The following is a 21,942-nucleotide window of genomic DNA, read 5'->3' on the forward strand; positions in this document are numbered from 1 at the left end:
GCGTTACGCCGGCACCGCCACCGCGGCCCGCCGGCCGTGCGCCCGCATCGCGAGCGCCAGCACGACGCCGGACAGTGCCAGGCTCGCCGCCACCCACTGCGGCGACGCATACGAATAGCCCAGGGTCAGCGGAATCCCGCCGAGGAACGCGCCCAGCGCATTGCCGATATTGAAACCGGACTGGCCCAGCGACGAGCCGAGCATCTCCGCTTCGCGCGAATGTTCGATCAGGAGCATCTGGATCGGCGGGCCCAGCGCCAGCGCATTCGCGCCGACGGCGAACGCCAGCACCATCATCGCCGGCTGCGACGACGCCAGCAACGCGTTCATGCACAGCAGGGCGACCATCGTGATCAACAGGATGATGATCGCGGTCAGCGGCGGCACGCGGTCCGCCAGCTTGCCGCCCACGTTCACGCCGACCGTCATGCCGACGCCCACCGCCGTCATGATCAGCGGGATGGTGTTGGCGTGGAAGTGCGTCACGTCCGTCAGCAGCGGGGCGATGTAGCTGAGCCAGGCGAAGAAGCCGCCCGTGCCGATCGACGTGATGCCCAGCGCCAGCCACAGGTTCGGCTTGCGGAAGATTTTCAGGTCCTGGCGCAGGCCGGCGCCCGGCGTCGCCTCGAAATACGGGATCAGCTTGTGCAGCATGATCATCGTCGCGAGGCCGATGACGGCCACGATCAGGAACACGAAGCGCCAGCTCATGTTGTGGCCGAGCCAGGTGCCGGCCGGTACGCCCAATACGTTCGCGATCGTCAGGCCGGAGAACATGCTGGCGAGCGCGGCCGCTTCCTTGCCCTTGTCCGCGAGACGCGTGGCGACGACGGCGCCCACGCCGAAGAAGGCGCCGTGCGGCAGGCCGGCCAGGAAGCGGAACAGCAGCATGGTATGGAAGTTCGGCGCGAAGGCCGAGAGCGCGTTGAATGCCGTGAACATCAGCATGAACCAGATCAGCACGCTGCGCGGCGGACGGTGCGACAGCATGCTGACGAGCGTCGGCGCGCCGACGACCACGCCGACCGCATACGCCGAAATCAGGTAGCCCGCTTGGGGAATGGAAATGTCCAGGCCGGTCGCGATATCGGGCAGGATGCCCATCATGACGAATTCCGTCATGCCGATACCGAAACCGCCCAGGGCGAGGGGCGCCAGGCTCTTCTTGATCATGTGTGTAGTCTTTGCTGGAGGAAGCCGGACATTATGGCGGTTCGCGACAGGCGAGTCCGCTTTCGAGTCGTGATGTCCGGTATAGCCTCACATGATAGCGGTATCAGGCCGAGTCCGCTTGCGGGGCGTCGTTTTCCGCGAGCCAATGGATGCGGCCGTTGCCCGCCTCGCTCAGGCGGGCAATGAGCGCCGCGGCCTTGTCGTCCGGCAGGTGGAAGGCGAACGAGACGACATCGGCATGCTGGACGGTGTCCAGCGTGGCACTGGCACCGTCCAGTTCGCGCCGGATCAGGCCTTCGAGCGGGTAGGGCGCGTCGCAGCGCAGGTGACGCTGGCGGATGATGGCGATCTTCTGCGCGCCCAGCAGCGCCTGGGCGACGCTGTCTGTGTAAGCACGCACGAGGCCGCCCGCGCCCAGCTTGACGCCGCCGAAATAGCGCACGACAGTCGCCAGCACGCCTTCCAGGTCCTGGTGGCGCAGCACGTCCAGCATGGGACGGCCGGCCGTGCCGCTGGGCTCCCCGTCGTCGACGGCAGCCGAATGCCCGCCCGCCAACAACGCCCAGCACACGTGCGCGGCGCCGGGATGGTCGGCCCATAGCCCCGCCACGATCTTTTGCGCACCGGCCCGGTCGGGCATCGGCTGGACGCAGGCGATGAAGCGGCTTTTCTTGATGATCAGTTCGTGATGGACAGGGGTGAGGATGGTCTGCGGCATGGGGCCAACAGCTTACTGTATTTCCGCGCAGATCGCATGCGGAAGTAAAACTACATGTTGTCTATAGAGGGTGCCTTGAAGTCGCCGATTTGTGATGTTACTTTACTACAAATCAACTTGGAGACATCATGAAGAAGCTTGTTCTTGCCATCTCGGCCTTCCTGCCCGCCATGTGGGCCAGCGCCGCGCCCTACGCCGTCCAGCACGTGGAACCGATGAACTGGTGGGTCGGCATGAAGTGGTCCGACCTGCAGGTGATGGTGCATGGCGAGAAGATCGCCGAGCTGGAGCCGGCGCTGAGTTACCCCGGCGTGCGCATCGCCGGCGTGGAGCGCACGGACAACCCGAACTTCCTGTTCGTGAACCTGAAGATCGGCGCGACCACGAAGCCCGGTGAACTGAAACTGCAGTTCAAGCGCGGCAAGGACGTGGTGACGACGGTGCCGTATCGCCTGGAAGCGCGCCGCAAGGATTCGGCGGCGCGGCGCGGCTTCGACTCCGGCGACGCGGTCTACCTGATCGTGCCCGACCGTTTTTCGAACGGGAACCCGGCCAACGACGACGCCGGCATGCGCGAAAAGAGCGACCGGCGCGATCCGAACGGGCGCCACGGCGGCGACCTGGCGGGCATGCAGGCGCAGCTCGATTACATCCGCGGCCTCGGGTTCACGATGATCTGGCCCACGCCGCTGCTGGAAAACAACCAGCAGGCGTACTCGTACCACGGCTATGCGCTGACCGATTACTACAGGATCGATCCGCGCTTCGGCAGCAACGAGGACTACCGCAACTACGTGGCCGCGGCCAATGCGCGCGGCATCGGCGTGATCCAGGACATCGTCGTGAACCATATCGGCACGGGCCACTGGTGGATGCAGGACATGCCGTCGTCCGACTGGATCAACCACGGCAAGACGTTCGTGAAGACCAACAACCAGCACACGGTCGCGCAGGACATCCACGCGGCGCCGGAAGACAAGGCGCGCTTCGTCGACGGCTGGTTCGATACGTCGATGCCGGACGTGAACCAGAAGAACAGGCTGGTGGCCCGCTACCTGATCCAGAACACGCTGTGGTGGGTCGAGTACGCGAACCTGTCCGGCATCCGCGAAGACACGTATTCGTATGCCGACCCGGCCTTCCTGAACGACTGGAACCGCGCCGTGCGCGCGGAATACCCGAACCTGAACGTCGTCGGCGAGGAGATGGACGACCGTCCGTACATGGTCGCGTACTGGCAGAAGGGCGTCGTCAACGGCGACGGCTTCCGTTCCGAGCTGCCGACGGTGATGGATTTCCCGCTCGTCGACACGGCCCCGAAAGCGCTGACGGCGCCGGAAGACAGCGGCCAGGGCCTCATCAAGATCTACGAGACCATCGCGGCCGACTACCTGTACGCGGACCCGCTGAAGTTGATGGTCTTCCCGGACAACCACGACCGTCCGCGCGCGCTGGCGCAGGTGGATGGCAACATCGACCTCCTGAAGACGGACTTGATCCTGATGGCGACGACGCGCGGCATTCCGCAGATGTTCTATGGGACCGAGATGCTGATCCAGGGGCCGAAGGAGCGCGTCGACGGCGTGCTGCGCGCGGACATGCCGGGCGGCTGGGCGGGCGACAAGGTCGATGCGTTCGCGGGCACGGGGTTGACGGAGGCCCAGCGCGGCATGCAGCACCTCGTGCGCACGCTGTTCAACTGGCGCAAGACCAGTTCCGCCGTCAAGACCGGCAAGCTGACGCACTACCTCCCCGGCGACGGCCACTACGTGTATTTCCGCCACGACGGCAGGCAGACGGTCATGGTCGTGCTGAACAAGAATCCGCAGGACACGCAGTTGGACCTGTCGCGCTTCGCCGGCATGGTGAAGGATGCGCGCCAGGGCCGCAACGTGCTGACCGGCGCCGCCGTCGACCTGCGCGCGCCGCTGGCGGTACCGGCCATGACGTCCGTCGTGGTCGAGTGGTGATACGCATTTGACGGGCCTTTAGTCGACTTCGCAGGCGCCCGCGCCCGTGCGCGCGAGCATCTGCCCGATCTGCGCGGCCGCGCACGGCCGGCCGTACAGATAGCCCTGCGACTTGTCGCAGCCGTGCGCGCGCAGGAAGTCGTGCTGTTCCTGTGTCTCGATGCCCTCGGCCACGATCTCCATCTTGAGACTCCTGGCCATCGCGATGATCGCGCGCGTGATGGCCGCGTCTTCCGGATCCTGCGGCAGGCCGCGCACGAAGCTGCGGTCCACCTTCAGCGCGCGCACGGGGAAGGTCTTCAGGTAGCTCATCGATGAATAACCCGTGCCGAAGTCGTCGATCGCGAGCTGGATGCCGGCGTCCGTCAGCGCGTGCAGGCGGTCGACGATGTCGGTGGAGGCGTCCATCAGCATGCTCTCCGTCAGTTCCAGTTCGAGCCAGCACGGGTCGATGTCGGCCTCGCGCAAGGTCGCCAGCACGGCCGCGACCAGGTTGTTTTCCTTGAGCTGGCGGCCGGACAGGTTGACGGCCACGCGGAGGGAATAGCCCTGGGCGTGCCAGCGCTTCAGGTCGCGGCACGCTTCGCGCAGCACCCATTCGCCGATCGGCACGATGACGCCGGTGTCCTCGGCGACGGGGATGAAGTCGCTGGGGCTGACCATGCCCAGCTGCGGATGGATCCAGCGGATCAGCGCTTCGACGCCGACGATGTCGCCCGTCTTGAGGTCGACTTGCGGCTGGTAGTGCAGCACGAACTCGTCGCGTTCCAGCGCGCGCCGCAGGTTGTTGTCCAGCTTGAAGCGTTTATGGGCGTCGTCGCGCATGCTGGGCGTGAACATGCGCCACGCGTTCTTGCCGCCGTTCTTCGCGTAGTACATGGCGGTGTCGGCGTATTTCAGCAGTGCGTGCATGTCGGTCGCGTCGTCCGGATACACGCTGATGCCGATGGACGCGCCGATGTGGATGTCGTGGCCGTGGATGTGGATCGGGTCGGCCAGCTTGCACAGGCATTTTTCCGCGATCAGCGACGCGACGCCGACCTGGCTCACGTTCTCGAGGATGATGCCGAATTCGTCGCCGCCGATGCGCGACAGGACGTCGCCGAAGCGCAGTGTCTCCGACAGCCGGCGCGACACGAGGCGCAGCAGCTCGTCGCCGATGTCGTGGCCCAGCGTGTCGTTGACCGTCTTGAAGTTGTCCAGGTCGATGAACATCAGGATGGTGCGCTCGTCGAATTTGCGGGCGCGCGTGAGGACCGATTCCAGCCGCTCGTTGAAGAAGTGCCGGTTGTTGAGCTGCGTGACGGGATCGTAGTGCGCCAGCCGGTCCAGCTTGACCTCGATGCGCTTGCGTTCGTTGATCTCCGCTTCCAGTTCCCGTTCGCGCTTCTGGATGCGGTCCAGCATGCCGTTGAACGTGCGCGCCAGCAGGCCGATGTCCGCCGCGGGCGACACCTCGGCGCGCAGCGAATAATCGCCTTGCCGCGAAATCTGCTCGCTCACCGCCGACAGCGCGCGGATCGGGGCCGTGAAGTAGCGCTGCAGGCGCGACAGCGCGTAGTACGAGAGGCTGAGCAGGGCCAGCGACATCGGCAGCGCCAGTGCGAGATACAGCGCGAGCTGGCCGTACACGCTCGTCACGCTGCTGCGCACGACCACGGTGCCGAGCAGGCGGCTGCCGACCTGGATCCGGCGCGTGACGCTGACGCCGCGCACGTCCACCACCGTCTCGCGCGCACGCGGGTCGCGCGCGGCGGGGGGCGACTGCGGATCGCGCACGAAGCTGACGAACGCCTTGCCTTTCGCGTCATAGGCGACGGCCGACTGCACGTCCGGCGCCACGCGCAGCGCGGACAGGATGTCGCCGGCCGCCTCGGCGTCGGCGAAGGCCATGGCGGCCGTCAGGTTCTCGCCCACCATCGTCGCCTGCGACTGCGTCTGCCGCACCAGCGCGGCCGTGAAGAAGTACAGCTGGATGCCGATCAGGAACAGCGTCGACAGCAGCATCACGCCGCCGCTCGTGACGAGGTAGGTCCATTTGAGCTTGGTGCTCAGGGCCTGCCGGTTGATCCATTCGATGAGTTGTTCCATGCTGGCCGTCCGGGTCTAATAGATGGCACGCGCCAGCCGCAGCACCTTGGAGCTGAGGACGACGCCGGCACCGCGTGCTGCGGCACCATTGAACTCGAAGGCGATGCGGCGGTCGTCCAGCACCAGTTCGAGCATCACGCCCTTGCGCGCGGCGCCGCGCGTATCGGCGATCGTCAGCACGCCGGCCGCGCGGGCGCTGTCGGCGAGCGCCGTCATGTCGTCGGATTCCGACGCGCTGATGTACAGGATGTGGCATTGCATCAGCGCCTCCGGACCCGAGTGCGGATACACGATGGACAGGCGCGCATTCCCGAGCGGCTTGCCTTCCAGCGTGGCCAGCGCGCTGCCGAACGGATCGCGCCCCAGCACGCACAGGCGCACGACGCCGTTCATGTTCGGCAGGGTGCTGAACTGCGCGATGTTGTAGATGAACGCCGCCTTCGCCGCGTATTCGTCGGCGGCCTGGGGTTGGGCTTGAGCCTGCGCGGCCGCCGGCAGCAGCAGGCAACAAAGGAGCAGGAGGCGCGCGAGGCCGGGCCGCATCATCGTCAGAACCGGACCGTCGCCATGAAGCGCAGCGTGCGGCCATCCTGTCCGATGGCGTCGAGGTGGCGCGGCGGCGTGCTGTTGTCGTAGTGTTCCTCGCTGGCGGAATCGGCGTAGCGCCTGGCGAAGACATTGAGCACGCCGGCGGACAGCTCCACGTGCGGGCCCAGCGTGCCGACGAGGTTCAGGTCGACGACGCCGAATCCTCCGACCTCGCCGCCTTGCACCGTGCGGCGCCGGCTCGTGAAGCGGTACTCGGCATGCGCGCGCAAGTGGTCGCCGAGCGGCGGCAGCGCGTAGTTCAGCTTGAACAGGCGGCGCGGCGAATTGGGCAGCCATGCGCCATCGGCGTCGTTGCGCGCCGACTGCACGTTCGCACTGCCCTTCAGGGCGCTGCCGTCTTCGCGCAGCCATTCCGCGTCCAGCTCGATGCCCGTGGCGCGGGCCGCGTCGATGTTCGAGAAGACAAGCATGCCGTTGACCGGATCGGTGGCCAGCGCCAGCATGTCGCGCATGCGGTACTGGAAGACGGAGGCCGAGGCGCGGAAGCGGTCGGTCGGAAAATATTCCGCGATCAGTTCATACGTCTTGATGCGCTCCGAGCGCAGCGCCGGATTCGCCCGGAAATCGAACGTGTAATAGCGTTCGTAGGCGTTGGCGGAGCGGAAGGCCGTGCCGTACAAGGCCTTGAGCGTCACCTGGTTCGTCGTCTTGTAGAGCAGGGCCACGCGCGGATTCGTCGTGGCGCCGCCTTCGGAATCGTAGTCGTGGCGCACGCCCGTGTTCAGGATGAGTTTATTACCGAGCCGCATCTCGTCCTGCAGGTAGACGGCGGCCTGCCGCTTCGGATGAGCGGCGTCGAGGTTGAGGTGGTACGGGGCCATGTCGTAGTTCGACATCTGCCGCTTGCTGTCGCGCGTGTATTCCGCGCCGGCGATGAGTTTGTGGCCGCGCAGTGCGCTGCTGATGGCACGCACCTCCGCGCCGCTGCTGAGGCTTTCGGCCGTATCGACGCTGTACGTCGTGCTGTCGCTTGCCGGCTCGGTGATGTTGACGGTCCGGTAGCGGTAGCGTGCCACGCTCACGCCGGCGAACAGGTCGAGCGTCTCGGAGACGGCGCGGTGCCAGGACAGGGCTGCACCCGCGTATTCGTCCAGCGACCAACTGCGCGGATCGTTGAACTGCTGGCCGTAGGACGCCGTCGGGATGCCTTTCGTGCGGCTGCCGAAATAGGTCTCGGCCACGACGCCGCCCGAGCTCAGTTTCGCGAACAGCCGGTGGTAGCGGTCGTAGTCGAGCCCCCTGGCGATGCCGTGGCTGATCGCATCGTCGAATTCGGGAAAGTACAGGTCGCGTCCCACGCTGTCGTACGCCGACGCGCCCAGCAGCAGCTCGGTGCCGCCCGGCGTCCCGCGGCCGTACGTGTTGCGGACTTCGCGGCCCCGGCCAGTGATCCGGCCAACGCTGACGGTCTGCCCTTTGAGTGCCGCACCGCTTTTCGTGAGCACGTTCACCACGCCGAAGAACGCACTGCTGCCGTAGATGGCGGAGCCGGGACCGGGCACGAACTCGACGCGGTCGATGAGGGCCAGGTCGATGGGGAATTCGGTGCCGATGGCGCCCTGGTCGTAGACGACGTCGTTCAGGCGCCGGCCGTCGATCAGGATCAGAAGCCGCGTATTCAGGTCGCCCGGATTGCCCAGGCCGCGGATGTTCGCGTAGTTGTAGTTGCGGTCATAGGACACCGTCATGCCCGGCACGCTCTGCAGGACCTCCGTGAGCGTGCGGTAGCCGCGCAGGCGGATGTCCTCGGCCGTGATCACGGTGACGGACGACGGCGCCTCGCTGATCTTCTGCGGAATCTTCGACGCCGTGACGACCTCGAGGTTGAGCAATTGTTCGAGCGGCAGAGCGTTCAGATCGGGGCCCTGCTGCGCCAGGGCCCCGGCCTGGAAGCCGGCCGCCAGGAGGCCGAGCGCGCGCGACAGGTGACGGGACAGAGACGTTTCCTTGTGTGACAACATAGCAGGTCCTCGAGGAAGTGCTGGGCAGAGCGGCCGAGCGGCCCAGTGTAAGGACGTGCAGGAGCGAATCTGTTGACTAGAACCAATTGATTGGCCGGTGCAACTAATTCCGAGGGTAAAGCTAGGAAGAATCTGACAAGAGCGAGGAAAAGCAAAAAGCCCATGAACCGGAGTTCATGGGCTTCCTGGGTAATACTGGTAGGCCGTGCGGGGCTCGAACCTGCGACCAACGGATTAAAAGTCCGCTGCTCTACCAACTGAGCTAACGACCCGACGGGCAGCATTATAGCGGCTTATCGGCACACGGCCAAGTGCTTTCGTGAAAATTGGCAACAATTACTGTTCGCCCGAAGTAACGCACAGGGATTGATTTCCGGTATGATCAGTTGATTTTCAGATATTTATTCAAACACTCTCACACGACGCCGTGCCGTGATCCCGACCGACTCCGATACCGCCACCGACCTGTCCCTGCGCGCCCTGAATCTCGTCAACAGCGGGATCATCGTGCTCGACGCCCACCACAAGATCGTGCTCTGGAACGGCTGGATGGTGCCGCGTTCCGCCCGCGCCGCCGCGCGCGTGCGCGAGCGCCCGCTGTTCGAGGTGTTCCCCGAACTGCGCGGTTCGCGCGTCGAAGCGGCCGTGCTGGCGGCGCTCAGCGATGGCGCGAGCACGGCCATCCCGCAAACGGAAAGCCGGGCGCCATTTCCCCTGCGCGAGGCGGGCAGCTTCGACGGCCCGCGCATCGACCAGGCCGTGACGGTGACGCCGTTCCGCGATGGCGAGCAGCGCTACTGCATGATCGAGATCCGCGACGTCAGCGGGGCCGTCGAACGCGAAAAGCGTCTCCTCGACCACGCCGAATCGCTGCGCGCCCGATCGTACGTCGACGGCCTGACCGGCATCGCCAACCGCCGCTACTTCGACGTCGCGCTGGACCGCGAACTGCGCCGTGCGCAACGCGTGAAGGGCGAGCTGTCGCTGCTGCTGATCGACATCGATTCCTTCAAGGCCTACAACGACCATTTCGGCCACCAGCAGGGCGACACCTGCCTGTCCACCGTGGCCCAGGCCCTCGCGGCCAAACTGAAGCGCCCGGCCGACGTGGCGGCACGCTATGGTGGCGAGGAGTTCGCGGCGATCCTGCCGGACACGTCGCTCGAACAGGCCAGGCTGCACGCGAACGCGATCCGCGAACACGTGGCCGGACTGGCGCTGCAGCACGCCCCCGCGGCCCATTGGCCGATGGTCACGCTGAGCATCGGTGTCGCAAGCTTTGATCCTGAGCGCCTGCATGAGGTTCCCGCCCTGATCGAGGCGGCGGACAAGGCCTTGTATGCGGCAAAGCGTGGTGGCCGCAATCGCGTCGTGGTAGACGGCGACGCATCCTCCTGACGGTCATTCAGCACGTCGCAATGACGTGCATATCCGCCACCGTGCCGCGCATAGCGATACGGGAAGCGGCCCTTCGCCGACCGCGGCGAGTCATTTCGCATCGATCTGATTCGGTGTAAATACAGACTGTTTCGTGATGCGGCCCTTGCCGCCCTTGTGGCCGGCAACCGGCGCCCTAGACTGAATTGCCGCCGCCGGCCAGACCCGTACCGCGGTACCGTCCATCACTGAAGGAGACATCATGCGTCCGCTTCCCTTGGCACTTTCCGCATCCCTGCTGTTGTTCGCGCCCGGTGCCGGCGCGCAGTCGGGGAATTATCCGATCAATGACGACGCGCCGATCTCGCGCGTCGAGGTGACCGCGCAGCCGCGCACGGCATTCCGCATCTGGGACTACCAGGCCGAGGAAGTCAGCGGCGCGTACGAGCTGTCGAACGGCTGGCGGCTGAAGGTGCAGCCGGCACGCGACGGGATCGTCGCCCAGATCGACAAACAGCGCCGGATGCACCTCATCGCGCAATCGCCCGACCGCTTCGTGTCGCGCGACGGCAATGTGATCATGGAGTTCAACAAGGGCGACAACCGCGACGACATGATGATGAGCTATGTGCCGAGCAACGTTGCCGATCCGAGCCTGGCGCAGATGATCGTCGTGACGGCGAAGATGGCGCAGCGCTGAAGCACCGGCCGCTCAGCCCGCGTCGCCGGGCGGGGCCGGCGGCTGGTCGATCGCGTCGGCCAGCCTGCGCATCAGCCGCACCAGGTTGTCGAAATCCTCCTTGTCCCATGACGCGAAGACGTCACGGGCCATCTTGTCGCGCGCCGCGTCGAGCGCGTCCGTCATGGCCTTTCCCTTCGGGGTGATCGAGGCCAGCCGGACCCGCGCATCCTCATCGGACGCGCGCCTTTCCACGAGTCCCAGGCTGTCTAGCTTGGCCACCTGGCGGCTGACGGTGGTGTAGTCGCGTCCCGACCGTTCGGCCAGCTCGACGACGCCGATCGGTCCCAGCCGTTCGATCCCGACCAGCAGCGGAAACAGCGCCCGGTCCAGCCTGACGCCGGCCTGGCGGATGAGTTCCTCATCGCGCTGCGGCCGGTTCATCGCGCTGACGATGCTGATCAGCGACGTGTGCAATTCACGCAGGCGTGCCGATATATGTGTATCTTGCACATTATTTTTCGTTGCCATATACTCCTCTCCAGTTATGTGTATTTTACACATAAGACACTGGGAGAGCGACATGGACTTCGATACCGATGTACTGATTTGCGGCGCGGGTGCCGCCGGCCTGACCCTGGCCCTTGATCTGGCGCGGCGGAACGTCCCGTTCCGCCTGGTCGAGCGGCAGGACGTGCCATTCCACGGCTCGCGCGGCAAAGGCATCCAGCCCCGTACGCTGGAAGTCTTCGAGGACCTCGGCATCGTCGACCGGGCGGTGGCGCTGGGCGGGCCGTATCCGCCCCAGCGCATCCACGCCGCGGACGGCAGCCATGCCGATGCCCCGATTGCCGCGGACCAGGCGGCGACGCCGGCGGAGCCCTACGCCACGCCGCTGATGCTGCCGCAATCCATGACCGAGCAGGTGATGCGCGAGCGCCTGCTGGAGCTGGGACAACGGGTCGAATCCGGCCTCGCGCTCACGGACCTGGCGCAGGACGCGGATGGCGTCACGGTCACGCTCGCGGGCCGCGGCGGCGAGTCGCGCCTGCGTGCGCGCTACGTCGTCGGCACGGACGGCGGACGCAGCACGGTACGCCATCTGCTCGGCGTCGGCTTCCCCGGCAAGACGCTGGGCGTGCGGGCGCTGGTGGCGGACGTCGCCTTGACGGGTCTCGAGCGCGATGCCTGGCATCGCTTCAACGGCGACGACATGGCGCGCCGGATGGAGGTGTGTCCGCTCGGGGGAACGGACCTGTTCCAGATCCAGGCGCCGATTCCGCCCGAAGGCGACGTCGACCTGTCGGCGCCAGCCCTGGATGCGATGCTCAAGGACCGGACCGGCCGCCGCGACGTGCACGTGGGCAGCGTGTCCTGGGCCTCGGCGTACACGATGAATGCGCGCCTGGCCGACCGTTATCGCGTGGGGCGTGTCTTCCTGGCTGGCGACGCCGCGCACACGCATCCACCCACGGGCGGGCAGGGATTGAATACCAGCGTGCAGGATGCGTACAACCTGGGCTGGAAACTGGCGGCCGTGCTCGCGGGCGCGCCGGACGATCTGCTGGACACTTACGAGGCGGAGCGCCGCCCCGTCGCGGCCGCGATGCTGCAGTTGTCCACGGCGCTGCTGGACGCCGCGCGCCGGGGCGGAGAGATGCGCCGCGGGCGCGAGGTACGGCAGCTCGACCTGGCGTATCCCGATTCGCCGCTGTCGTTCGCGCAGCCGGCGCGGGCGCACGGCATACAGCCCGGCGACCGGGCGCCGGACGCCGTCGTGCTGGGCGCGGCGGGGCAGCCGGCGCGGCTCTTCGCATTGTTCGCGGGGCCGCACTGGACCTTGCTGGGCCGCGACGTCGCGCCCGGCGTCGCGGACGCGTTGCGGCGTCCGGGCCTGCGCCTGCACCTGTTCGGCGCGCGCGGCGATGTGATCGACACGCATGGTCACGCCCAGGCGGCCTATGGGTTGCAGCCCGGCGAGCTCGTGCTGGTGCGTCCGGACGGCTACGTCGGCGCCATCGCCGCATCCGCCGACGTCGATGCGCTGGCTGCCTACATGCGGCGTGCCGGGCTGGCCTGAACACGCCGCCAGCGCCAGGCCAGGGTCGCCAGCAACAACAGCCACGCCGCCGCCATGGCTTGGCCGAACACGTCCCCGATACGGCTGTAGACCGTGCCGCCGCGCCCCGTCGGCAGGTCGCCCACGAGCATGCCGGGGGCGTGCGCCGTGCGGCGCTCGGCGACGATGCGTCCGTGCGCATCGCTCAGCGTCATCAAGCCTTGCGAGGCCGAGCGCGCGACCGCAAAACCGTTCTCGACGCCGCGCACGATCGCCATCCGGCCATGCAGATACGCGTCGCGGTCGAAGTCCCAGGCGGGCACCAGCATCAGGCCGACGTCGCGCCGGCCGTACCGGCGCAGGTCCTGGGCGAAATCCATGTCCTTGCAGATGGCGATGCCGGCGGGCAGGCCGCCGACCCGTGTGACCAGTTCGGCGGTCCCCCGCACGTATTCTTCTTCCAGGCCTGGCACCATGCGCTTCTTCAGGTAGGTGTCGACAGGCGCGCCGGGCCGATACAGCGCGGCGATGTTCAGCCGGCCGCCTTGCGGCGCGGGGGCGTCGAGACCCGCGACGACGACACCGCCCGGCGGCGGTGCGAGCACCGCACCGGCCGCCAGGATCTTTTCCGGCACGACGATCGCCGCCGGCCCATGCGCGGTGGCCGCGGCGACCTGGCGCGCGAACGCGGCGGCGATGCCGGGCCCCGCGTCCGGATGATGGAACACCCGCCCGGCGTACCGGTCGTCGCTCAGCAGGGCGACGCGCACGGACGGTCCCGGCGGTTGCGCCAGTTGCCAGAACCCGTACAGCAACGCCGCGAGCACCGGGGTCGACCATGCCAGCGCCGCGCCGGTATCGCGCGGCCGGACGCACAGCAGGGCGAGCCCGGCCGGGACCACGGCCGCGAGGAACGTCAGCCCGGCGATGCCGGCCAGCGCGGCCGTCTGCAGCAACGGCGCGACGTCCACCAGCGCGTAGCCCAGCGCGAAGAAGCTGCCGTTCGGCGAGACCAGGCTGCGCAGGTATTCCTGGGCCGCCGTCATCACGGCGAACCCGAGCACGGCCACGGCCGCTGGGAAGCGTCGATGCAGTGCCCGCATGAACAAGACCGTGAACATGAATATCAGCGCCTGGGCGATCGCGAGACCATAGATCACCGGCAGGATCCGGCCATAAAACCACATCGGGCCCGCCTCGGCCATCAATCCGGCCGCGAACGCGAGGCTGGCGATCCACCGTGCCCGCGGTGCGCGCAACGCGACCACGAGCAGCGGCACGGGTGCCGCGAGGACTAGCCAGCCGAGCTGTCCCGTGTCGCGGCTCACCGCCAGCAGGGCGCCGGACAGCAGCGCGGCCAGGATGCTCCATGTTGTCATTGCACGTCTCCTCGTATCCTTGTGTTGTTGTAAAGACGAATATCTACCACAACACAAGCGGCTTCTGCATCCTGTACGTACGGAAGTTGAATTTTTCTGAAACCGGCGTACTTTCCTATTCAGGATCGTCTGGCAAGGGGCGAGCAATGTATCGCAGACTATTGACGTACTTGCGAACACGCGTTGCGGCAGCACGGCACGCGCGCGACGGCGCCCCTGCGTTCTGGAAGCAGCACCTGTGGCGGCTGCTGGCCTGGCCGCTGGGCGCAGCGGTCGTGCTCGTGCTCGGCTGGTTCTTCCTGTTCCAGCGCCTGGAGGCCGAGCGCAGCGAGCTCGAATTCAAAACGCTGCAAAGCGCCCGTACGCTCGCGGGCGGCTACGCCGGACAGATCCAGCGCGCCGTCGACACGATCGAACAGACGGTCCGGTTCGTGAAATATGAGTGGGAGGCCAGACAGGGCGCCGTGCACCTGGGCTATGCGGACGAGCATGGCCTGTTCCTCGATGCGTCGCGCCTGCTCGTGGCGATCGTCGATGGCGAGGGCCGGGTGCTGACGTCCACCGCGCCGACGACGATGTCGCCACCTGCCGTCGCCTACATCCTGCCCCGCGTGCGCAGCGGCATGCCGGTCAACTTCTTCGTGGACGAGGTGCCGGTCGAAGGACGCAGCGGCCGCAGGCACCGCCTGCTGTTCGCGTGGGAACTGTCGGACCACGACGGCAGGTTCGCGGCCGCCATCGTCGTCGCGGTCGATCCCGCGTATTTCACGATGGGCGATGCGGACGCGGTGTTCCGCCAGGACGGCCTGCTGGCCATCGTCGGCGACGACGGGCGCACGCGCGCGCTGCGGTCGGAAGGGCCGGCGGGCACCGTCCGCACACCGGCGTTCGTGCATGCGCCGCCGCTGCGGCTGTCGTCCGGCAGCGAACTGGTCGACGGGGCGACATGGTTCGGCGACGGCCGGCCGCGCTACGTCGGCTGGGAACACGTGGACCGGCGCGGCGTGAACGCGGTGGTGGGACTCGACCAGGAAGCCGCGCTCGCGCCGTGGGCCGCGATGCGCGCCGCGTGGACCGGCAGCGCATGGGCGGGCACGGCGGCCGTCCTGCTGTTCACGGTGCTCGCGATGAGCAATTCGCTGCGCCTCGCGCGCCGCGACCGCGACCTGCGCGTGATCCGCGACACGTACCGGATGGCCACCGAGGCCAGCAACGAAGGCTTCTACATGCTGCGTCCGCAATGGGACGAGCAGGGCGCGGTGACCGACTTCGAGGTCATCGACTGCAACCGGCGCGCCGCGGAACTGGTGGCACGCGAACGCCGGGACCTGATCGGCAAGAAGGTGACGGAACTGTACGAAGGCGAGACCCTGGCCACGCGCATGGACAGCCTGCGCCGCGCGATGGAAAGCGGCTACAACGAGGTGACGCTGGGGCGCCCGCAAGAGAGCTTCCCGGCCAAGTGGGTGACCCTCAAGATGTTCCGCTACGGCGACAATCTCGCCGTCTCGGCCCGCGACGTCACGGAAGAACGCGCCCACGAAGAGGAACTGGTCCGGCGCAGCAACGAAGATCCGCTCACGCGCCTGCCCAACCGCTACTGGGTCGAGGGCCACCTGCGCGATGCCATCGCCCGGGCCGAAAAGGACGACAAGATGTTCGCCCTGCTGTTCATCGACCTCGACGGCTTCAAGGCCATCAACGACACCTGGGGCCATGCCGCCGGCGACGAGCTGCTGTGCACGGCCGCGCACCGCCTGAAGGAAGCCGTCCGGCCGCACGACTGCGTGACACGCTTCGGCGGCGACGAGTTCGTGATCGTGCTCGAGAATATCGCCGACGCCCTCGACGCGGCCCAGGCGAGCGAGCGCATCCAGCGCGCCTTCCGTCGCAGCATCCGCTTGTCCTATGGCGAGTACGTGGTGGGCACGTCGATCGGCATCAGCCTGTTCCCCGCGGACGGCAAGGAACCGCGCGCGCTGCTGCAGAATGCCGACGTCGCGATGTATTCGGCGAAGATGAACGAGCGGGGCAGCTACCGCTTCTTCGACGGCAAGTTCCACGACCAGCTGAAGGCGCGCCTGGAGCGCATCCGCGAGCTGCGCCACGCGCTGACGGCCGACCAGTTCGTCATGTACTACGAACCGCGCGTGAACCTGGCGGACGGCTCGATCACCAGCCTGGAAGCGCTCGTGCGCTGGGTGCACCCGACGCGGGGCGTCGTCGCGCCTGCCGAATTCGTTCCCCTCGTCGAGGAAACGGGCCTGGTGCTCAAGCTCGGCGATCTCGTGATCGACAAGGTCTGTGCCCAGCTGGCCCGCTGGGCGCAGAACGGCGACAAGCTGGTGCCCGTATCGATCAACATCTCGCCGCGCCAGTTCAACGATACGGACGTCGCGCAGACGCTGCGGCGCGCACTGGAACATCACGCGGTCGACCCGCGCCTGGTCGAGGTCGAGCTGACGGAGTCGTCCGTGATGAACGAGACGGCATCGGTCGTGAGCGCGATCCAGGCGATCCGCGAGGCCGGGATCAAAGTGCTGCTGGACGATTTCGGCACCGGCTATTCGTCGTTGTCGCAGCTGTACAAGCTCAATTTCGACGGTCTCAAGATCGACCGCGCCTTCATCGTCCAGCTCGGCAAGACCGAGGGCGGCATCGTGATCGTTCGCGCGATCGTGACGATGGCGCGTGCGCTCGCGATGCGCGTGGTGGCGGAAGGCGTCGAGACGATGGAGCAGGTCGACATGCTGCGCGCGCTCGATTGCGACGAGATCCAGGGCTGGCTGATCTCGAAGGCCAAGCCGCCGGCGGCGTCGCAGCCGGTGGCGCGCAATTTCGTGCTGCAGGAGGCGTAGGCGTCACCGGTTCACCCATGAGAACCGGAAGGGCTCCCACGACGGGACCGGGACCTTGTCGATCGTCGCTGCCACGAAATGGCATTTGCGCGCAGTGGCCAGCGCGGTCCGATCGAGGATGGGTTCGCCGCTCGAGCGGGCAACGCGCGCATCCGTTACCCAACCATCGACGTTGATCAGCACCGCCAGGATCACATCGCCGGCGAGCCGGCGCTCTTCGGCGGACCATGGCAGTCTCGGACGTGCGCAATTGTCCGGATTGACCACGGCGCGCACTTTGACGGGAACGCGGCCGCCATCGCCTGCGCCCGCTCCCTCGCTCCTGTCGCCGGCACCGGCGGTGCCGTCGCCGTCGGGCCTGCCGCCGGCCGGCTCTACCGGCACGGCATTGTCGACGATGGTGGCGGCCACCTCGGTGCGCGGCACGACGTCGATGTCGCGCGGCGTCGGTGCGGCGGCTTCGCGCCCCGGCGGCCGCGGCCTGTTCCTGGGCCGCGGCGGCGGCGGTGGGGGAGGTGGCTCGACGATCTTCGGCGCGACGAGGGTCAGCAGCATGACGGTTTGCGGCGTCCTCGGGCGCTCGATGCGGTCATGTGACACGAAGGCGAACAGGGCCAGTACGTGGAGGGCGAGAACGACGGCAAGCCTGGGCAGCGCGTGCCGTGGGCGGTCGAATGCAGTGTGGGGTCGCACGATAACCATCTCCGGCTACGGTGGTTATCCATGGTATGGCAACAATGCTGTGTTGCCAATGCGACGAGGGTGCGCCGGTTGAACCGCTGCGCCCCGCGCACGGTCAAACATCGGTGCACGCAACTTCTGGAAGGATCTCACATGGCTAAATTTCTGGTTGAAGCGAGCTATCTCAGCGAGGGGATCAACGGCCTGTTGAAGGAAGGCGGCACGCGGCGGCGCGAGGCCGTCGATCAATTATTCCATTCGCTCGGCGGGAAGGTCGAAGCCTTTTATTTCGTGTTCGGCGACAGGGATGTCGTCATCATCGGCGAGCTTCCCGACAACACCGCCGCCGCGGCGCTGGCGCTCAGGGTCGATGCCGCCGGCGTCACCACGTGCAAGACGACGGTGCTGCTGACGCCCCAGGAAATCGATGCAGCCGTGACCAAGACCGTGACCTATCGTCCACCGGGCCATGACATACCCCCGGAGGTCGCCAACTGGGAAGGCGAAGGTGGGCATCTTGCGCCAGGTGCGCAAGATGGAAATGAATGAATGGGAATATTGCAGAAACAAAAACGCCAGCTCGTGAAAGCTGGCGTTTTCGTTGAATCTTGGTAGGCCGTGCTGGGCTCGAACCAGCGACCAACGGATTAAAAGTCCGCTGCTCTACCAACTGAGCTAACGACCCGAAGAGGCAGCATTATAGCGGCTCGGCCGCCGTTCGCCTAGCGCCCGCGTCGGCCCGTGCGTACGGGCGGCGTGGCGGCGGTGATCGCGAAGCTGCCCAGGACGAAGGCGGCGGCAAACGTGGCGGCAAACAGGGTCGACAAGGTACGCATGATGGCTCCCGGCGAATGGCGGATGCGATGTTCGGTTTCCGCATTGACGCTACCAAGTATAGGCAGCCGGGGCATCGAGTTGGTTGCTGAAGGGCAACAAACAATTCTGAAGGGGAAAACAAAAACGCCAGCTCGTGAGAGCTGGCGTTTTCGCTGAATCTTGGTAGGCCGTGCGGGATTCGAACCTGCGACCAACGGATTAAAAGTCCGCTGCTCTACCAGCTGAGCTAACGACCCGAAGAAGGCACGCATTATAGCGGGTCGTTTTGATTTACGCCAGAGGTAACGTAAATCAGTGTGCAACCGTGGATTTCAGCACTTCCTCCACCGTCGTCACGCCCTCGATCACCTTGTAGGCACCGGCGATGCGGAGCGGCTTCATGCCGTCGGCGATGCTTTGCTGGCGCAGCGCCGCCAGGTCCGTCTTTTCCTGCAGGCGTTGCGAGAAGCTTTCGGTCACGGTGACGAGTTCGTACAGGCCCGTGCGGCCGCGGAAGCCCGTCTGGCGGCATTCCGGGCAGCCGATCGGCCGGTAGACGGTCGTCGGCTTCGGCAGGTTCCAGGCACCGCCCAGCGCCTGCCAGACGTCGTCGGACAGCTCGCCGTCCGCCGCCTTGCAGTGCGGGCACAGCGTGCGCACGAGGCGCTGGGCCATGATGCCGATCAGGGTCGCTTCCAGCAGGTAGTAGGGCACGCCCAGTTCCAGCAGGCGCATGACGGCCGAGGGGGCGTCGTTCGTGTGCAAGGTCGACAGCACGAGGTGGCCGGTCAGCGCGGCCTGGATCGCCATCTCGGCCGTCTCCAGGTCGCGGATCTCGCCGACCATGATGATGTCCGGATCCTGCCGCATCAGCGCGCGCACGCCGTCGGCGAACGACAGGTCGATGCCCGGCTGTACCTGCATCTGGTTGAACGACGGCTCGACCATCTCGATCGGGTCTTCGACCGTACACACGTTGACTTCGCTCGTGGCCAGCGCCTTCAGCGTCGTGTACAGCGTCGTCGTCTTGCCGGAGCCGGTGGGGCCGGTGACGAGGATGATGCCGTGCGCACGCTTCGTCAGCGCATCCCAGCGCGCCGCGTCGTCGGGCGGGAAGCCCAGTTCCGGCAGCGTCTTGACGACGACTTCCGGGTCGAAGATGCGCATCACGAGTTTTTCGCCGAACGCCGTCGGCATCGTGGACAGGCGCAGCTCGACTTCCTGGCCGTCGTTCGTGCGGGTCTTGATGCGGCCGTCCTGCGGGCGGCGTTTTTCGATGACGTCCATGCGGCCCAGCAGCTTGATGCGGGCCGTCATGGCGATCATCACGACGGCCGGCACCTGGTAGACCTGGTGCAGCACGCCGTCGATGCGGAAGCGGATGGCGCCGGCGTCGCGCTTCGGCTCCAGGTGGATGTCCGACGCGCGCTGCTCGAACGCGTAACTCCACAGCCAGTCGACGATGTTGACGATGTGCTGGTCGTTGGCGTCGACCTGTTTATTGGTCTTGCCCAGTTCGACCAGTTGCTCGAAGTTGTTGCGCAGGGCGAGGTCCTGGCCGCTGGACTTGTTCGCGTCGCGGATGGATTTCGCGAGGCTGAAGAATTGCGAGATGTATTGCGCGATGTCGAGCGGATTCGCGATCACGAGCTCGATGCGGCGGCGCGAGATGCGCGCGATTTCGTCCTGCCATTCAGTGCGGAACGGGTCCGCCGTCGCGACGACCAGCGTGCCCGGCCCCAGTTCCACCGGCAGGATGTTGAAACGCGCCGCATAGCTGGCCGACATCACGTCCGCGACTTTCGTGAAATCGATCTTGAGCGGATCGATGCGGAAGAAGGGCAGGCCGACCTTGCCGGCGCACCATTCGCTGAGCACGTCCAGCGTGAGCAGTTTATGCGGTGGTTTTGCCGACACGATCTTGCACTGCGCGACCGCCGTCAGCGGGTGCATCGAGCCGACGGCATTCTTGAGGATGCTTTGCGCCTGGGCGAAGTGCGGCTTGACGGTCGATTTCTCGACGATGCCGTCGGCCAGCAGCCATGAAAAAATGGTTTGCAGGTCGAGGGCTTTGGGCTTGTGCATGTCAGTTCGCGCCGGCCGCCGCGATGCCCTTGACCCAGGACTTGGCCGGCAGCTTGGTCGCCGCGACGATCTGCGCGGCGCGCGCGGCGAGGCGGTCCTTGTCGAGATCCGGTTTCGTCCTGAAGCACAGCGCGACGACGTTGCCCTCGTGGACTTCCGGCAGGCAGATCACGTGGGCGAACGCGAAACGCATCGCCTTGATGTTCTTCGCGAAGCTGGGGTGGTCGCCGAACAGGTTGACGGTCATGACGCCGCGCTCCGTCAGGCAGGCGTTGCAGGCCTGGTAGAACTCGGGCGTGTCGAGCACGGGGCCGCGCGCGGTGGCGTCGTACAGGTCGCACTGCAGCGCGTCGATCGTGTCGTGGTTGGCGTCGTCGAGCACGAAATCCATCGCGTCCATCTCGAGCACGCGCAGGCGTTCGTCTTCCGGCGGCAGCTTGAACATCGAGTTACAGATCGCGATCACGGACGGATTCAGTTCCACCGCGGTCACCTGCGCCCGCGGGAACTGGCGATACGAGAACTTGGTCAAAGTCGCTGCGCCCAGGCCAAGCTGGACGATGGTATGCGGGTCCTCGATAAAGAGCATCCACGCCATCATCTGCTGGGCGTATTCGAGTTCCGGCCAGTCCGGCTTGCGGATGCGCATGGCGCCTTGCACCCATTCGGTACCGAAATGGAGGAAGCGCACACCGTCCTGTTCGGACAGGGTGACGGGCGCAAACTTCGGTTTGCGGGCGGGACGGCGCGACGATTCGGCCTGTTCGATGGATTTGCGTTTGATGAGCATAGGATGTGCGAAAAAAGCATCCTATTATCGGTGCGAGAAATCCACAGCGCAAGAAGCGCCGTGGATGGCAGCAGACGCTGCGGAGGAAGCCGACGGTGCGGAGAAGGGGGACGTCCCCCGCACCGGAAGTGTTACTGGTACTGGTCCGGTTCGACCGACACGCGCAGGCGCACGCGGTTGCCCGGGTCGCGGTTCATGACGGTCGTGTAGCTGTGGCCGCGGTAGTCGTAGGTCACGTCGTAGCCGTTCGTGCGCTCCTGGATGGAGTCGACGGTGCGGCAGCGCTGCACGGCCTGCTCCTGCACTTGCGGGCCATAGTTGCGGCCGTTGTTGTCGACGTTGTCGCCGACCATGCCGCCGGCGATTGCACCCGCCGCGGCGGCCGCGACGCGGCCGTTGCCACCACCCACCTGGCTGCCCAGCAGGGCGCCGGCGATGCCGCCGATGACGGTGCCCGCCTGGCTGCGCTGTTGCGGGACCTGGGCCTGCACGTAGTCGGTACGGCATTCCTGGCGCGGCGTACGCACCTGCTCGATGCGCGGCTGGACGCGCGTCACGCGGCCGAAGTCCTCGAAATCGCCGGCCTGTGCCTGGGCCAGCGGCAGGGCGCACACGCCCAGGGCGGAGAGAATCAGTTTGGCTTTGACGTTCATGCTCATACCTCGTTTTGGTGGTGCTTCTGATCTGTTGGTATCG

Annotated in this window: 17 protein-coding genes and 3 tRNA genes; 6 read left to right on the forward strand and 14 right to left on the reverse strand. The window is 66.5% G+C overall.

Features of this window, described 5'->3' with window-relative positions; all coding sequences use genetic code 11:
- Positions 1–3 precede the first annotated feature (3 nt).
- Complete coding sequence (locus P0M04_RS14545) at positions 4–1,173, reverse strand: MFS transporter (RefSeq protein ID WP_259449967.1); 1,170 nt, start codon at positions 1,171–1,173, stop codon at positions 4–6.
- A gap of 103 nt (positions 1,174–1,276) precedes the next feature.
- The gene (locus tag P0M04_RS14550) at positions 1,277–1,891 is read right to left on the reverse strand and encodes an IMPACT family protein (RefSeq protein WP_259449968.1); all 615 of its coding nucleotides are present in this window, start codon (positions 1,889–1,891) and stop codon (positions 1,277–1,279) included.
- Positions 1,892–2,019: 128 nt separating this feature from the next.
- Between P0M04_RS14550 and P0M04_RS14555 the strand changes: the two genes are divergently transcribed.
- Complete coding sequence (locus P0M04_RS14555) at positions 2,020–3,861, forward strand: glycoside hydrolase family 13 protein (RefSeq protein WP_259449969.1); 1,842 nt, start codon at positions 2,020–2,022, stop codon at positions 3,859–3,861.
- 18 nt (positions 3,862–3,879) lie between these two features.
- Here the strand turns inward: P0M04_RS14555 and P0M04_RS14560 are convergent, their stop codons facing one another.
- The 4 genes from P0M04_RS14560 to P0M04_RS14575 form a co-directional block, all read right to left on the reverse strand.
- Entirely contained in the window at positions 3,880–5,952 is a 2,073-nt protein-coding gene (locus tag P0M04_RS14560) for a putative bifunctional diguanylate cyclase/phosphodiesterase (protein WP_259449970.1), read from the reverse strand.
- 15 nt (positions 5,953–5,967) lie between these two features.
- Entirely contained in the window at positions 5,968–6,498 is a 531-nt protein-coding gene (locus P0M04_RS14565) for a YfiR family protein (RefSeq protein WP_259449971.1), read from the reverse strand.
- A gap of 2 nt (positions 6,499–6,500) precedes the next feature.
- On the reverse strand, positions 6,501–8,522 hold the full coding sequence (locus P0M04_RS14570; protein WP_259449972.1) for a TonB-dependent receptor plug domain-containing protein: 2,022 nt from the start codon (positions 8,520–8,522) through the stop codon (positions 6,501–6,503).
- A gap of 196 nt (positions 8,523–8,718) precedes the next feature.
- Positions 8,719–8,794 (reverse strand) — tRNA-Lys (locus P0M04_RS14575).
- Positions 8,795–8,954: 160 nt separating this feature from the next.
- On the opposite strand from P0M04_RS14575, the gene P0M04_RS14580 reads away from it, so the two are divergent.
- Positions 8,955–9,920 (forward strand): diguanylate cyclase, encoded by a 966-nt coding sequence (locus P0M04_RS14580; RefSeq protein ID WP_259449973.1) that lies wholly within the window; start codon positions 8,955–8,957, stop codon positions 9,918–9,920.
- Between the two features lie 241 nt (positions 9,921–10,161).
- Positions 10,162–10,599 carry a hypothetical protein gene (locus tag P0M04_RS14585; RefSeq protein WP_259449974.1) on the forward strand — a complete coding sequence of 146 codons (438 nt, stop codon included), beginning with the start codon at positions 10,162–10,164 and terminating at the stop codon, positions 10,597–10,599.
- Between the two features lie 12 nt (positions 10,600–10,611).
- On the opposite strand, the gene P0M04_RS14590 is transcribed toward P0M04_RS14585, so the two are convergent.
- A complete protein-coding gene (locus P0M04_RS14590; protein ID WP_307734410.1) occupies positions 10,612–11,091 on the reverse strand; it encodes a MarR family winged helix-turn-helix transcriptional regulator in 480 nt (159 codons plus the stop codon).
- A 70-nt stretch (positions 11,092–11,161) separates the two neighbouring features.
- Here P0M04_RS14590 and P0M04_RS14595 point away from each other — a divergent pair, with 70 nt between their 5' ends.
- Positions 11,162–12,658 carry an FAD-dependent oxidoreductase gene (locus tag P0M04_RS14595; protein WP_259449976.1) on the forward strand — a complete coding sequence of 499 codons (1,497 nt, stop codon included), beginning with the start codon at positions 11,162–11,164 and terminating at the stop codon, positions 12,656–12,658.
- Here the strand turns inward: P0M04_RS14595 and P0M04_RS14600 are convergent.
- Positions 12,631–14,016 carry a hypothetical protein gene (locus P0M04_RS14600; protein ID WP_259449977.1) on the reverse strand — a complete coding sequence of 462 codons (1,386 nt, stop codon included), beginning with the start codon at positions 14,014–14,016 and terminating at the stop codon, positions 12,631–12,633. The two genes, P0M04_RS14595 and P0M04_RS14600, sit on opposite strands and share 28 nt — an antisense overlap.
- Before the next feature lie 170 nt (positions 14,017–14,186).
- Between P0M04_RS14600 and P0M04_RS14605 the strand changes: the two genes are divergently transcribed.
- On the forward strand, positions 14,187–16,874 hold the full coding sequence (locus P0M04_RS14605; RefSeq protein ID WP_259449978.1) for a bifunctional diguanylate cyclase/phosphodiesterase: 2,688 nt from the start codon (positions 14,187–14,189) through the stop codon (positions 16,872–16,874).
- Between the two features lie 3 nt (positions 16,875–16,877).
- On the opposite strand, the gene P0M04_RS14610 is transcribed toward P0M04_RS14605, so the two are convergent.
- Entirely contained in the window at positions 16,878–17,429 is a 552-nt protein-coding gene (locus P0M04_RS14610) for an energy transducer TonB (RefSeq protein ID WP_259449979.1), read from the reverse strand.
- A 279-nt stretch (positions 17,430–17,708) separates the two neighbouring features.
- On the opposite strand from P0M04_RS14610, the gene P0M04_RS14615 reads away from it, so the two are divergent.
- Positions 17,709–18,104, forward strand: coding sequence for a GYD domain-containing protein (locus P0M04_RS14615; protein WP_259449980.1), 396 nt, complete (start codon positions 17,709–17,711; stop codon positions 18,102–18,104).
- 60 nt (positions 18,105–18,164) lie between these two features.
- Here the strand turns inward: P0M04_RS14615 and P0M04_RS14620 are convergent.
- The 5 genes from P0M04_RS14620 to P0M04_RS14640 form a co-directional block, all read right to left on the reverse strand.
- Positions 18,165–18,240 (reverse strand) — tRNA-Lys (locus P0M04_RS14620).
- A gap of 312 nt (positions 18,241–18,552) precedes the next feature.
- Positions 18,553–18,628: transfer RNA gene (locus P0M04_RS14625), tRNA-Lys, on the reverse strand.
- A gap of 55 nt (positions 18,629–18,683) precedes the next feature.
- A complete protein-coding gene (gene tfpB, locus P0M04_RS14630; protein ID WP_259449981.1) occupies positions 18,684–20,456 on the reverse strand; it encodes a type IV pilus assembly ATPase TfpB in 1,773 nt (590 codons plus the stop codon).
- Between the two features lies 1 nt (position 20,457).
- Complete coding sequence (locus P0M04_RS14635; protein ID WP_259449982.1) at positions 20,458–21,246, reverse strand: spermine/spermidine synthase domain-containing protein; 789 nt, start codon at positions 21,244–21,246, stop codon at positions 20,458–20,460.
- Between the two features lie 131 nt (positions 21,247–21,377).
- Complete coding sequence (locus tag P0M04_RS14640) at positions 21,378–21,899, reverse strand: glycine zipper 2TM domain-containing protein (protein WP_259449983.1); 522 nt, start codon at positions 21,897–21,899, stop codon at positions 21,378–21,380.
- Between the last annotated feature and the right edge of the window lie 43 nt (positions 21,900–21,942).

Origin of the sequence: Telluria mixta (assembly GCF_029223865.1) — a bacterium.
Classification (GTDB): domain Bacteria; phylum Pseudomonadota; class Gammaproteobacteria; order Burkholderiales; family Burkholderiaceae_D; genus Telluria; species Telluria mixta.

Coding starts and splice junctions, on each gene's coding strand:
- P0M04_RS14545 (WP_259449967.1), bottom strand. CDS start 1,173: ATGATCAAGAAGAGCCTGGCGCCCCTCGCCCTGGGCGGTTTCGGTATC.
- P0M04_RS14550 (WP_259449968.1), bottom strand. CDS start 1,891: ATGCCGCAGACCATCCTCACCCCTGTCCATCACGAACTGATCATCAAG.
- P0M04_RS14555 (WP_259449969.1), top strand. CDS start 2,020: ATGAAGAAGCTTGTTCTTGCCATCTCGGCCTTCCTGCCCGCCATGTGG.
- P0M04_RS14635 (WP_259449982.1), bottom strand. CDS start 21,246: ATGCTCATCAAACGCAAATCCATCGAACAGGCCGAATCGTCGCGCCGT.
- P0M04_RS14600 (WP_259449977.1), bottom strand. CDS start 14,016: ATGACAACATGGAGCATCCTGGCCGCGCTGCTGTCCGGCGCCCTGCTG.
- P0M04_RS14595 (WP_259449976.1), top strand. CDS start 11,162: ATGGACTTCGATACCGATGTACTGATTTGCGGCGCGGGTGCCGCCGGC.
- P0M04_RS14570 (WP_259449972.1), bottom strand. CDS start 8,522: ATGTTGTCACACAAGGAAACGTCTCTGTCCCGTCACCTGTCGCGCGCG.
- P0M04_RS14610 (WP_259449979.1), bottom strand. CDS start 17,429: ATGCTGCTGACCCTCGTCGCGCCGAAGATCGTCGAGCCACCTCCCCCA.
- P0M04_RS14565 (WP_259449971.1), bottom strand. CDS start 6,498: ATGATGCGGCCCGGCCTCGCGCGCCTCCTGCTCCTTTGTTGCCTGCTG.
- tfpB (WP_259449981.1), bottom strand. CDS start 20,456: ATGCACAAGCCCAAAGCCCTCGACCTGCAAACCATTTTTTCATGGCTG.
- P0M04_RS14640 (WP_259449983.1), bottom strand. CDS start 21,899: ATGAACGTCAAAGCCAAACTGATTCTCTCCGCCCTGGGCGTGTGCGCC.
- P0M04_RS14615 (WP_259449980.1), top strand. CDS start 17,709: ATGGCTAAATTTCTGGTTGAAGCGAGCTATCTCAGCGAGGGGATCAAC.
- P0M04_RS14560 (WP_259449970.1), bottom strand. CDS start 5,952: ATGGAACAACTCATCGAATGGATCAACCGGCAGGCCCTGAGCACCAAG.
- P0M04_RS14585 (WP_259449974.1), top strand. CDS start 10,162: ATGCGTCCGCTTCCCTTGGCACTTTCCGCATCCCTGCTGTTGTTCGCG.